General features: G+C 49.3%; 9 protein-coding genes and 1 pseudogene. 6 read left to right on the top strand and 4 right to left on the bottom strand.

Annotated elements, in window-relative coordinates:
* Nucleotides 1-30 precede the first annotated feature (30 nt).
* The gene (locus tag ACZ5KY_RS06065) at nucleotides 31-192 is read left to right on the top strand and encodes a hypothetical protein (protein WP_464243006.1); all 162 of its coding nucleotides are present in this window, start codon (nucleotides 31-33) and stop codon (nucleotides 190-192) included.
* A gap of 32 nt (nucleotides 193-224) precedes the next feature.
* On the top strand, nucleotides 225-1,325 hold the full coding sequence (locus ACZ5KY_RS06060; RefSeq protein WP_464243005.1) for an LbtU family siderophore porin: 1,101 nt from the start codon (nucleotides 225-227) through the stop codon (nucleotides 1,323-1,325).
* Between the two features lie 111 nt (nucleotides 1,326-1,436).
* Here ACZ5KY_RS06060 and ACZ5KY_RS06055 read toward each other — a convergent pair whose 3' ends face one another.
* On the bottom strand, nucleotides 1,437-2,810 hold the full coding sequence (locus ACZ5KY_RS06055; protein WP_464243004.1) for a hypothetical protein: 1,374 nt from the start codon (nucleotides 2,808-2,810) through the stop codon (nucleotides 1,437-1,439).
* Between the two features lie 822 nt (nucleotides 2,811-3,632).
* Here ACZ5KY_RS06055 and ACZ5KY_RS06050 point away from each other — a divergent pair.
* On the top strand, nucleotides 3,633-4,286 hold the full coding sequence (locus ACZ5KY_RS06050) for a CorA family divalent cation transporter (RefSeq protein WP_464243003.1): 654 nt from the start codon (nucleotides 3,633-3,635) through the stop codon (nucleotides 4,284-4,286).
* Nucleotides 4,255-4,527 (top strand): annotated as a pseudogene (locus tag ACZ5KY_RS06045) (CorA family divalent cation transporter); the annotation flags it as partial. The gene ACZ5KY_RS06050 and the pseudogene ACZ5KY_RS06045, both read left to right, overlap by 32 nt.
* Here ACZ5KY_RS06045 and ACZ5KY_RS06040 read toward each other — a convergent pair.
* From ACZ5KY_RS06040 to ACZ5KY_RS06030, 3 genes are all read right to left on the bottom strand, one after another.
* Complete coding sequence (locus ACZ5KY_RS06040) at nucleotides 4,471-5,274, bottom strand: mechanosensitive ion channel family protein (protein WP_464244639.1); 804 nt, start codon at nucleotides 5,272-5,274, stop codon at nucleotides 4,471-4,473. The pseudogene ACZ5KY_RS06045 and the gene ACZ5KY_RS06040 overlap by 57 nt on opposite strands.
* A 1,873-nt stretch (nucleotides 5,275-7,147) precedes the next feature.
* Nucleotides 7,148-7,822 carry an L-fuculose-phosphate aldolase gene (locus ACZ5KY_RS06035; RefSeq protein WP_464243002.1) on the bottom strand — a complete coding sequence of 225 codons (675 nt, stop codon included), beginning with the start codon at nucleotides 7,820-7,822 and terminating at the stop codon, nucleotides 7,148-7,150.
* On the bottom strand, nucleotides 7,819-8,571 hold the full coding sequence (locus ACZ5KY_RS06030) for a phosphatase (RefSeq protein WP_464243001.1): 753 nt from the start codon (nucleotides 8,569-8,571) through the stop codon (nucleotides 7,819-7,821). The genes ACZ5KY_RS06035 and ACZ5KY_RS06030 overlap by 4 nt, the downstream gene beginning before the upstream one ends.
* 179 nt (nucleotides 8,572-8,750) lie before the next feature.
* Here ACZ5KY_RS06030 and ACZ5KY_RS06025 point away from each other — a divergent pair, with 179 nt between their 5' ends.
* Nucleotides 8,751-11,264, top strand: coding sequence for a TIGR03960 family B12-binding radical SAM protein (locus ACZ5KY_RS06025; RefSeq protein ID WP_464243000.1), 2,514 nt, complete (start codon nucleotides 8,751-8,753; stop codon nucleotides 11,262-11,264).
* Nucleotides 11,265-11,296: 32 nt separating this feature from the next.
* Nucleotides 11,297-12,808, top strand: a complete 1,512-nt coding sequence (locus tag ACZ5KY_RS06020; protein WP_464242999.1) for an Rne/Rng family ribonuclease — start codon at nucleotides 11,297-11,299, stop codon at nucleotides 12,806-12,808.

Raw genomic sequence — 12,808 nt, 5'->3', positions numbered from 1 at the left:
ACACACCTAACTCTGTTGGAGGACAATGTAATGCTTAAACAAAATCAGCAAACCAGAACTGGCGCGGCGGCGACAAAAGCATGTCCCAACTGCGGCTGCGTGTTGGAGAACCATAGCTGGCGACACTGTCCGCGCTGCCAGCACGAACTGGCGGGATGCAGCGGCTGTGGTCAATGCCGCTGCGGCAAATAATTCTACTTTATATTTAGATACAGGAGGCACGCGTGATCAACCGAGCAACACTATTTATTGCAATGATAATGATTTTATCCCCATTCTGTCGTGCAGCATGGGCTGAACATCCCGACACCCAAACGGAAATCGCCAATCTAAAAAAACGGATTGAACAACTTGAGAAACATGATGTCGATCACCCACAACAAGCGTTTTCATTGATTAACGGCCAAAGCAGTCTCAGCATAACGGGGCTGGTGGAGATGGAAGGCAGTTACGAAAAAACCGAAGGTGGTGACGACAGCAGTGATCTGACCTTAGCCACCGTTGAACTGGGGGTCGAGGCCAGCCTCAACGAACAGGCACACGCCCACGTGCTCATGTTATGGGAAGATGGCGAACATGGTGTGACCATTGACGAGGCGGTGATCTCATTGACAGCGCCACAACCGATTCTTAACCATGAGTTAACGCTACACGCTGGCCGCCTCTACCTGCCCTTTGGCAACTTCAACACCAACATGATAAGCGATGGCTTAACCCTCAATCTGGCAGAAACCCGCGATTCAGCACTACTGCTTGAGTTCCACGGCGATAAAGTAACCTGCAAACTAGCGCTATTCAACGGTGATACTGACAGCGACGATAACAACGATCATGTTGATAGCTGGGTAGCAGCCATTGAATTCCATCCGCTCCCTGCCCTAACGCTTGGTGCCTCGTATATCAACGACCTTGCCGAAAGCGATATTGAACTGGTCGGCGACAGCTCACTCTACCGTCACGATGTTCCGGCCGCGGGTGCCTATGTCAACCTCGCCGTCGGCGAGTGGAGTTTCGATGCCGAAATCATCTCGGCGCTGCGCCACTTTGATGCGACCACGGTTGCTGGCGGTGAAGATCTCAGCGGTGACCAACCCTGCGCTTGGACCATCGAACTCGGTTGGCAGCCAACACGTGACCTTCTACTGGCAACCCGCTATGAACAAGCTGAAGATTTTCAGGATGATACAGTTCGTTATGGATTGACGGCGTCCTATGCGATTTTTGATCAAGTGATGCTAGCTGTGGAATATCTGCATAGTGATAGCAAAGGTGATGAGGGTGTACCGACTCATATTGGTACGGCGCAGTTGGCGTTGAGTTTTTAATGGCGTCGGCGTCGCGTGTCATTGCACCACACTGCCCCATTTGCCGCCGCCTAAATGCACTAAAGAAAAGGGGGCAAGCAGATCTTCTGCTTGCCCCCAGTGGTCATAGTTCTATGGCCGTAGTTCGACAGGATACTCTGGAACTGAGAAGTTGTGGATATAGAAAATCACCCCTAAAGCGTCATCAGCCGCCCTGACAAATTTGATCAAAGGCATTTCTGATGATGGCAACCACCAATCGCCTTCGAAAACATTCGTGTACATATTTACTGGAGTTATGAACCAATTTTGTGGGGGATCAATGTCTTCAGTTGGCTGGAGTAAATCTGTTTGATTTCCCACATCAGGTTTATCGTAAGCTGTTGAACGATCATAGCCGCAATCGACATAATCAAAATAACGCGTTAGATCAAAGACCTTTGCTGAAGGGCTATAAACCATACGATTAAGCCCTAATGCGGTATTGAGGGTAATGACTAGATCAGTATTAATATGGCTGGTTTTGTCGCCAGCACCAGCCACAAAGGATGCTGCCATCAAGAGATCCGCAGCGTCAGGTGGTGTTAGCTCGGCCCCACAAACCAGGTTAACTGGAAGCAACGCTTCAGCGCTTTTGTCCAGCCCTGTCAAGCAACCATCGCGCATGACGTACTGATATAAGGCGAGATTTTCGAGGGGAGCATCAATCGTTTTTACCACTTCAATATCGCCGCCAAATTCGTCTACTGCTGGTAGCGTCAATTGTAAACGACCGGCAGGGTCAAGTGCGATTGCCGTTGCTGAATTGATCGCTCCGATTGCCTCCCAATAGCGGGCATCGATAACTTCCTGAGTGCTACGGGCAATATTCAGCCGGCCCATATCGACCTCCATCACCTGATCATCCCAATCGAATAAATCCTGTGAAGCGTAGGCGTCGGGAATTTTCCCCTCGGTGGGATCCAAAGGGATCAGATAAACAGTGACAGAATCGCCATACGAATTAACATACTCAGTGTAGATGAATTGACCGTCTTCGTTTGGTCCGACAATGCCATCATTGGGAATATCGTCGCCAGCGTCGAAAGCGCTATCACCGACTAAGACCTCGGTGAAGCTTATTGGTTGGGCAAATCCTGTACCGACGCGATAGCCAATCGGATAGATTCCCACCGTGGGTTCAAAATCACCCTCGCCATTGTAAGCATCCTCAGGCCACACCCATTCAAAAAGAACGGGGTCGCCATCACAGCCAAGATTATCGTCCTCTGGTCTTACGGTTGGCCCTTCGCTGACATTTCGTACAACCACCCACAAGTCACCGAACAGATCACCTTGCTTGATCGCTTTGTCGTCATCATTTTTTCTACCGTGGTCCCCACTAGGTGCTGCAAAAGCGGTATCCACTTCTGGGCCGCCTATTAAACCAGAAAAACTCGTTACGACAACAGCCAGTAAGATCAGAATAAAAAAAGTCATCCCCGAAAAATGTTTGTTCTCTTTCATCCTCTTGCCCTCCATTAAGTGGTGTGATGCAACTCCCATTCGCATTCTATTAGGACTCAACACTAACAGAGTTCTTTAACAATGGAACCCCACCACAACTACCGCAACCTCTCGTTTTAGCAGCACTTTTAATTAAGAACGGGTACGGATGATGATTTAATTCAACCACTTTTATTTTTATTTTCAGGACCAACGGTATTTTTTTTGCCGTTGTAGTGTTCCACTTCTCAGAACGAAAAATGATAAAAAATCAACGATACGGGGGAGATATCTAGCATTGAGTCAATACAATGACGGGCGATCAAAGGTCAGTGGACAGTTGCTATCTCTGCAAGATTGGTAAATAGGGATAAATCGAAAGGATGAATTTTGAAATGGATTTTGATGCTCATGAGCCACCCAGATTAACAAGAACACATATTATAGTTTGCACGTTGAAACCGTAGGACTAATTAGACTAATCACGCCAGCGAGCAGTAAGTCGATAGAGTGCCCCGAGAGTTTGTGCTCTCGTTGCCATACCGCTACCATTCATAGATACTTTAATTTTGCGGCCACCTAGAGCCACGACAATGACTTAAAGGCAAGAGTCGCAGGGTACTTAACGCGCCATTGACTGCCGTTGAACCCAATACGCGTTAAAAGGCGAAAGTTGTCGCAATCCACCGACTAAAAAAAATAGTTAGACCCTACGCTCTCGTTTTATTGATTTATTCTTAGCTTAAATAGGATTACTATCAATCTGTTAATCGCGCATCACGTTCTGATCTCGTGACACGACAGGGACCTCTGATTCGGAATCCCATTCAACGGAGAGCAGCCATGTCAAACTCTTTGACTCCCCAAGGTTTTCATCACGCCCTACAACTTGACGGTTGTGGTGGTGCCCAGTCACTTGACTGGCAAGATGTTGCAGCAAATCCCCACACTCTGAATAGGCTTTGGGTTCACTGTAACTTTGAGGACAGTGCCATTCAACAATGGTTAAAAGATAAAACGCAACTTGATTCACTAGCGATTCAGGCACTCATTGATGAGGACACTCGCCCCCGCATTGCCAGTTTTGAAAAAGGGCTATTGCTCACCCTGCGTGGTGTGAATAAGAACATTGGTGAAGAACTTGAAGATATGGTGTCAATCCGAATTTGGTTAGAACCGGGACGGATGATCAGTGTCGCCAGAAAAAACTTAGCCTCTGTGAGTGACCTATGTGAGCAACTTCAGGCAAAACGTGGCGCTAAATCAACACCAGAACTACTGGTGGCACTCTGTGATCGCCTCGAATGGCATGTCAGCCAACTGATTGACGATTATGATGATGAAATAGAGAACATTGAAAACTGCAATTTAGAAAAAGAGCCGAAAATGTTACGCACAACTCTCTCAGCGTTGCGTCGGCGAGTTGTGATGCCACCTCTCGCCACAACGCGATGCCTTTTCACAACTGGCGGCCGAGGCTCCGGGATGGTTTGGTGACAGATCGGTGATGCGCTTACGCGAGGTACGCAACCGCCTGCAACGACATTTAGAAGATCTCGATGCGGTACGAGACCGCACCATTATCGTTCAAGAGGAGCTACAAGCGCACCTCTCTGACCAGCTTAATTCACGGATGTACGTGCTGAATATTGTTGCCGCAATCTTTTTACCGCTGTCATTTTTAACGGGTCTGTTCGGGATTAATGTCGGCGGAATTCCCGGGGCCAGTTACAACTATGCCTTCCCCCTGTTCAGCGGCATCACCCTGCTCATCGCTGTTGGTGTCTTGACCCTCTTCTACTGGAAGCGCTGGTTCTGATACCTGACGGGGCACGCCTGCCCACCCTTTCATCACATTATCAGCAACAGAATTAATATGCAGGTCGCGTTGTGGGAATGGGATGGTAATCCCCTCTGCGGCAAATCGCTTATAGATCGCCACCCCCAACTCACTCTTGGCACTGAGACCTTGATCAAAATTTGCCAGCCAAACGCGCAGTTGAAAATCGAGTGAACTTTCGCCAAAGCCAACAAACAGCGGTGACGGTTCTGGATATTTTAGTACCAAGGGGTGCTTCGCGGCCTCTTCGATAAGAATTTTCAAGATGCAGTCCATATCTTCGCCATAGGCAGCGCCAATATCGAGAACAATCCTCGCTCTGGGATTGGTGAGGGTCAGGTTAGTCACTTTTTCCGAAATCAATTGACTGTTTGGTACAATAATTTCAGCTTGATTATAGGTTTCAATCACCGTGGAACGCAGGCCAATTTTGCGCACAATAGCCCACTCACCATCAAGGATAATGCGATCACCAATTTTCACAGGGCGCTCAAAAAGCAAGATTAGGCCACTGATAAAATTATTGACAATGTTCTGCAAGCCAAAGCCGATACCAATACTTAGTGCCCCGGCAATTACGGCAAAGTTCTGCAAGCCAATCCCCGCAGCACCGAGGGTAAAAAGGAGACCGCATGAAATGATCATGTAATGCAGCAGAGTTTTGATGGAATCACGCACGCCACTATCCATATAGCGCGGGCCAACAATTTTAACATCCAGTGCTGAGCGCAATAACCACGACAACGTAAAAGCCAGATACATGACAACGATGACCATGATCAGGGTGTCAATGGTCAAAGACACCCCAGCCACGTTAACACCCATATCCTTTAATTTTAACCACGTGCTGGCAAAGTCATCACTACCACCCCAGATTTGAATGAGATAGAGTAACCCGTAGGAATACAGCAGCGCACGGAGCATGTGATTTAATCTCACCGCTAAGGAGTCACCGACTAATTGGATAAACTTCCAATTACGGCTGTTATGATGGGTTAACGAATAATCAACGCCGCCGCGCGCCAGGCGGTCAACCACGAGAATCATCAACACCAGAAAAACGGTTTTGATCGCTGAATCGATTAATTGAAATGACAGCGTACTAAAGCCACCCAACTGCGCGACCAAAGAGGTTAAAAGAAATAGGTTTCCACAGCGTAAAGCAAAGATAAGTTGCCACGAATCGCCATGACGACGCCCCAACACACACATCCAAGCGAGCAACGGCACACCCACAAGAGAGAGGCCAATCATATACAGTCGATAGATGGGCAACGGTAGCCCAGTGAGCTTAAAAAAAACGGATGAAAGATAGATTGCCGCCAGCAACCAAACCAATAGCTTGTGCCGCTTAGCTGTGACAATCTCCGAGATTAAGATACTGACACTGACAACACTGATGGCTAACAGATAAAAGGTCCATGATAGTGGCGGGGCTTTATACAGAGGACTCAAAATGGCAAAGGCGACAAACAACCCTGAAGCCCAAGGGTGGCGAAAGAGCACATTCCATTGTGAGGAATCATTTTTGGGCGAGCGATGGTTTCGTAAACGGGTCGCCAATGCGGCGAAAAAAGTGAGTTGAAGCAATAAAACCCACCAGTAATCCTTGAGATAGCTGCGGCGATACCATTCCACCAATTTGAAATTACTTTCAAGTTGAGCTCTTAGTTCAGAATTAAACTGAGAATAATATTCCGCATGGAAAAAGGACAAGGCTGATTTCTTAAAAATTTTGCCGCGCAACCCTTTTAGTCCGCCTTCGATTTGTCGCACCACAATTTGATTGCGATCCTGAACACCACGAACCTCTTGCTGGATGCTAACAATGGGGCCGCTCGCTTCATTGACCTGCTTTAAAATCGTGCTAAACAGTTGTGTTGCTTGCTCAACTTCAGTGCTGGGCAGCTCTTCCCCTTGGGCGCGCAGATATTCTTGCCAATCTAGCCAAAACTTCTTCTTTTGCTGCCACAAAACTCGCAACTCTTCAATTTTGGTCAATTGATCGGTAAGAGAAACGAAAATTGTGCCAAAATTATCATTTTGAATAGCGAGAACATTTTTATTCTCAAGCAAGCGTTCAAAGGACCACCCGTCTGGTTCGCCGAGCTCTTTTATCCTCTTTTCGAGAGCGTGTTGCCGATCTAAAAGTTTATCGAGATTGTCCTGAACCCGTTGCGTATCGGCAATATCTTCAAGTTGACTTTGGGTGTTCTCAACAAAGGTGGTCAGGTTTGCCAGCCGCGAGACAACTTCTGAGGCGCCAGGAAAGGTCACAGGGCTGTCGCCCACAACAGCAGGCTCGCTGGGAAGTTCAACCGCAAAAACGGGTTGACCGACAATTAAAGCCATTAAAAACAACGGGATAAATAGCAGAGATCTCATGACAACCCTCACGTTTCCACTGATAAGCAACCAGCAATAAAATGGCGAAAAACCCAGGTTAATGTCACACCAACACCATTAAACTCGTGTCGATGACGTTCGTTTCAGCCATTACGAACAAATCGGTACAGGGCTAGATAGCATTTGACTCGCCCGCAGTCCCGTCATCCTGCTGACCATAACTGGCAAACTTCTGTACTACCCGCTCCATCTCATCCGCCTCAACCAACACCGGCTTGCCAATCGACTGCGCCTGATAATAGATACGCGCCACCAGTTCAATCTCTTCAGCAACATTGAAGGCACTTTTCATATCGCCGCCAATGGCAACCAAACCATGATTCGCTAACAACAGGGCATTGTAACAACCGATATGGTCGGCAACACTGGTGGCTAATTCTTCGCTTCCAAAGGTGGCATAGGGAGCAAGGGGAACTTTATCCCCTGAAAATGCGACGAGGTAATGGACAGCGGGAATCTCCCAATTCAAACAGGCGATGGTGGTGGCATACACCGAATGAGTATGAACGACAGCGGTAATTTCGGGCCGTTGGCGATACAGGGCCAGATGGAAACTCAACTCACTGGAGGGCTTCCATTTGCCCTCAACAATTTGACCTTGGCGATCGACAATCACCACATCATCAACGCTGACATCGGCGTAATCGATACCACTTGGACCAATAGCGATGAGGTCACTTTCGGCATCAAGAATACTCAGGTTGCCACCACTGCCGGTGGTTAACCCTGATGTCACCATCTTCAAACCGTAATCGACAATGTGCTGCCGTACTGACATCAGCTTCATAGCTTAATGATCCCTTCAATATTGAGGAAAGCTAGCGTCGATGCCAAGGTGCGATTAACCACCTTATCAGGCGAGATTCCAGCTTGCTTCACCACATCGATGGCCGGAGCGACATCGCCGACAGCTTGGGCAATGTGAGCATCACTACCGATGGCAATCAATGCGCCGTGCTCGGCACAAAGTCGCGCAATCTCAACACAATTCGGCTTGCTTCCACAGCGGGCATTGGTAAACGATGAGCTATTGATCTCCAACGCGGTTCCCGTAGCGACCGCCTGCTTAACCACCGCTTCATAATCGATAGGGAATTCGGGATTACCCGGATGGGAGATAATATGCACCCGCGGATTCTCCATCACCTGCATCATCGTTTTAGTGTGATCGGCCTGGGTGGTTCCGGTATAACCGCAATCGGCATGAAACCCAGCCAGCACCACATCTAAATTACACAGGAACTCATCACCAAGATCAATCTGACCATTATCGAGGATATTGGATTCTACCCCTTTAAACACCCGAACACCGCCGAGAATTTCGGGGATAAAGCGCAACCCCATAAAGTGATAGTGATGAGGTGCTGCGGGCATGGATGGGCCGTGATCGGTCATCCCAACCCCTGTAATCCCTTTTTTCGCTGCCGCACGGGTGATCTCTTCAATCGTGCTATATGCATGCCCCGAAGCGACGGTATGAACATGGAGATCGACCTCGGGTTGCCGGATAAGTGTCGTCATTTTTGTGTTTGCCATACTCATTATCTTCCTTCTAAATCAGCTCCGACAGTGAAAGTGCTTGTCAGTGCCATTGCCACCATTGTAAGTTGTCCAATTACGATCATTTCAACTACGTATTTAGCCCACACAGGTTTAATTTAGACTTAAACCAACGTTGTGCGCTAATTTAACATGAACATCTCGAAAGACAACGAATGAATTCCTGTGATGCCCTGCTCCACGTAAATCGACCTGCTCGCTACCTTGGTGGTGAGGCGGGAACAATCATAAAAGATCAAGCCAATGTCGATGTCCGTTTTGCGCTAGCTTTTCCTGACACCTACGAGATCGGCATGAGCCACATCGGTTCAGCGATTTTGTACCATGTACTCAACCAGCCCGAGTGGCTGGCTGCCGAGCGCGCTTATTGCCCGTGGCCCGACATGGAAGAGTTGATGCGTGCCGACAACACCCCACTATCGAGCCTTGAAACCAGTACGCCTCTGGCCGATTTTGATATTGTCGGTTTCAGCTTACAGTACGAGCTTAGCTACACCAATGTTCTCAACATGCTTAACCTTGCTGGTATTCCGCAACAGCGTAGCGAGCGCGACGACAGTCACCCGCTGATCATTGTCGGTGGCCCGTGTGCCTTTAATCCTGAGCCTATTTCTGACTTTATTGATTGCGCCCTCATCGGTGACGGCGAAGAAGCGGTGATCGAACTAAGCACCGCTGTTCGCGATAGTCGCAAGGCCAACGAAACACGCGCGCAACTATTTGACCGCCTCCGCCAGATTGAGGGTATCTACCTGCCCCACCTGTTTGAAGTCAGTTACACCGAGCAGGGTCAAGTAGACCAGATCACCCCAGTGCGTGACGACTACACCAGCGTTAAGCGCCGCTTCGTTAAGGACCTTGATAAAGCCGCCTACCCAACCAAACCATTGGTGCCGTTCATGAATACCGTTCATGACCGAGTGGCGATGGAGATTGCGCGTGGCTGCACCCGTGGCTGCCGTTTCTGCCAAGCGGGTTACATCTACCGCCCGGTGCGTGAGCGCCAAGCGGCAACCATTACCGAGATTATCGATGCATCGCTGAAGGACAGCGGCTACGACGAGGTGTCGTTGCTCTCGCTCTCTACGGGTGACTACAGCGCCATAGAACCGTTATTGAAAAACTTGATGGATCGCTACGCCAATGAGCGGGTAGCGGTTTCATTACCGAGTTTACGTGTTGGCTCGCTCACCGATGAACTGATTGAGCAAGTGAAAAAAGTTCGCAAAACAGGCTTCACCCTCGCCCCCGAAGCGGGCACTGAACGCTTGCGTCAGGTGATCAACAAAGGGATTAAGGCCGAAGACCTGTTAACCACCAGCCGCACCATCTACACCCTCGGCTGGCGGATGGTCAAACTCTATTTCATGATGGGCCTGCCCACCGAAACCCGCGAAGACCTCGACGGCATTATCGACCTCGCAGTTCAGGTCAAGCGCAGCGCTAAAGGGACCGAAGGCGGCGGCGACGTCAATGTGTCGGTATCGACCTTTGTGCCTAAGCCACACACCCCGTTCCAATGGGACGCTCAACTCGACCTTGAACAAACCATCGAACGGCAAAAGTACCTGCGTAATGGGTTGCAAAAGAAAAAGCTACGTATGAAATGGCACGAAGCGAGCCTGTCGATTCTTGAGGGTGTGTTTGCCCGTGGCGACCGCCGCTTAGGTAAAGTGATCCAACGCGCGGTTGAACTCGGCTGCCGTTTCGATGGCTGGCGCGAACAGTTCAACTTCGAACTGTGGCAACAAGCGTTAACCGAATGTGGCCTTGACCCACTCTTTTATCTGCGCCAGCGGGAAGAAAATGAAACCCTACCGTGGGATCACATTGATTGCGGTATCCCCAAAGAATTTTTCATTGATGAGCGTAATAAGGCCCTAGAGTTACAATACACTCCCGATTGTCGCACTGGAGAATGTAGCCAGTGTGGGGTGTGTGATTTTGATCAACTTAAAATGCGCTACGCCGACGCGAAGCCACAGCTTGAAACGCCTGAGCCTGCGGCCAAACAGGGCGAAGAGCGCTACAAGCTGCGCTTGCAACTGCACAAAACAGGCAACGCCCGTTTTGTCAGTCATCTCGAATTTATGACGGTATTTCAACGCGCCCTTAAACGGATCGCCATCCCTTTGCGCTTTTCGCTAGGATACCACCCGCATCCACGGTTATCGTTCCCCGACGCACTGCCCACTGGCGTGCAGAGTCGCACCGAGATCGTCGACATTGAGCTATTCAGCCCATACGATGCCGAACTCGCCAAGCAGATGCTACACCAAGAACTCCCCGATGGCTTTGACGTCGGCGAAGTGAAGGCAGTGCATTGGCGCACTCCATCACCAGGAGCCAGCATCTTAAGCAGTGACTATCTGGTTCCACTCACCGATCAAGACCGTGAAGCACTGCAACTCAAGATCGATCAATTTTTGGCGGCGGAGCGGGTTGAACATCAGCGCCATAAAGGTGAAAAAATCACCATCATCGATCTACGCGGTGATGTCCAAGACTTGCAATTGAACGAGCAAGGGATGATGATGACCCTGACCAAAGGCAGCCCGATTGCCGTGGCCTCCCATCTATTAAATCTAGATGCCGATACGGTTCGAACTTTGGGAATTTGTAAAACCGATGTTTCGTTAAAAGAATTACCCGAAACCTACGAAGATTAACGACGGGGCGATCCCGATAAAGGAGTTCCATTATGGCCAAAAAACTGGTCATCAATAAAACGGCACACGAAACACGCATTGCGCTACAGGAAAACGGCCACATTGCCGAACTGTACATTGAGCGTACTCGCGAACTCGGCATTGTCGGCAACATATATAAGGGCAAGGTCATTCGGGTACTACCTGGCATGCAGGCCGCCTTTGTCGATATCGGCCTTGAGAAAGCGGGATTTCTTTACGTTGCCGATGTGATCGACCAGATGGAAGCAGTGGTCGACTACGTCGATGGCCGTCGCACCAGTGCGGACCCCAATGCTGAGATCAGCGAAGAACCACCACCGCTGCCACCCATTGAAGACCTCCTCCAAGAGGGACAAATTATTCTGGCCCAGATTGCTAAAGAACCCCTTGGCACCAAAGGCGCGCGCATCACTTCTAATATCTCCCTACCTGGGCGGCATCTCGTTTATATGCCCACCATCGATCATATCGGTATTTCACGGCGAATCGAAAATGAGGAGGAAAAAGAGCGCTTACGGGAAACGGTGGAGAGCATTCGCAAACCGGGCAGCGGTTTTATTGTCCGCACCGCCGCTGAAGGCAAGAGTGAAGACGATCTCAAAGCCGACATGCTCTACCTTGCCGAGCTGTGGAACGATATTGATGCCCGGCAAAATGAGATCGGAGCACCGGCTCTTATCCATTCGGATCTCGATGTGACCAGCAAGGTGCTGCGCGATATTTTGACCGAAGACATCGGTCATATTGTTGTAGATTCAGCCGTTGAACACGATAAGATCGTCAAATTTCTCAGCACATACATGCCCAAGCAAAAGTGTAATATCGAGCTATACACTAAAAAAGAAGCGCTATTTGATTCCTTTGGCCTCGAAATTGAGATTTCGCGCGCCCTTGGCAGCAAAGTGTGGCTCAAGAGTGGCGGCTATATCGTCATCGAACAGACCGAAGCCCTCACCGCTGTCGATGTCAACACCGGTCGCTTTGTCGGCAAACGCAACCTTGAAGATACGATCATCAAAACCAACCTTGAGGCGGTGAAAGAGGTCGCCTATCAACTACGGTTACGCAATATCGGCGGTCTCATCATCATCGACTTTATCGATATGGAAAAAGAGCTCCACCGCGAACAAGTGCACAGTACGCTTGAAGAGGCGCTGAAGAGCGATAAGAGCAAAACCAACATCCTCAAGATTTCCGAACTCGGTCTGGTGGAGATGACCCGTAAGCGGGTACGCGAAAGCTTGGGCCGCACCTTGAGTGAACCGTGTCCTTATTGCGACGGTAGCGGCTACGTTAAGAGCCGCACCACCATGGTGTTCGAAATTTCCCGTAAGCTTAAACGGGAGATTCAAACTTTCCAGGGTTACCGGGTCAACCTTCAGGTTCATCCCGATGTTGCGGCACTGCTGTACGATGAAGAGAGCTGTGTGATTGAGGAGATCGAAAAGAACTTCGAAAAGCAGATCACCATTATCGTCAGGCCTAATTTCCATATTGAACAATTTGAGATCGGCGAAGGCTAA

Source organism: Desulfuromonas svalbardensis (assembly GCF_055389415.1).
Note: the sequence above shows the minus strand (reverse complement) of the source record. Positions and strands in the feature narration are given on the sequence as shown.

Coding starts and splice junctions, on each gene's coding strand:
- ACZ5KY_RS06055 (WP_464243004.1), bottom strand. CDS start 2,810: ATGAAAGAGAACAAACATTTTTCGGGGATGACTTTTTTTATTCTGATC.
- ACZ5KY_RS06050 (WP_464243003.1), top strand. CDS start 3,633: ATGTCAAACTCTTTGACTCCCCAAGGTTTTCATCACGCCCTACAACTT.
- ACZ5KY_RS06025 (WP_464243000.1), top strand. CDS start 8,751: ATGAATTCCTGTGATGCCCTGCTCCACGTAAATCGACCTGCTCGCTAC.
- ACZ5KY_RS06040 (WP_464244639.1), bottom strand. CDS start 5,274: ATGATCATTTCATGCGGTCTCCTTTTTACCCTCGGTGCTGCGGGGATT.
- ACZ5KY_RS06065 (WP_464243006.1), top strand. CDS start 31: ATGCTTAAACAAAATCAGCAAACCAGAACTGGCGCGGCGGCGACAAAA.
- ACZ5KY_RS06020 (WP_464242999.1), top strand. CDS start 11,297: ATGGCCAAAAAACTGGTCATCAATAAAACGGCACACGAAACACGCATT.
- ACZ5KY_RS06035 (WP_464243002.1), bottom strand. CDS start 7,822: ATGAAGCTGATGTCAGTACGGCAGCACATTGTCGATTACGGTTTGAAG.
- ACZ5KY_RS06030 (WP_464243001.1), bottom strand. CDS start 8,571: ATGGCAAACACAAAAATGACGACACTTATCCGGCAACCCGAGGTCGAT.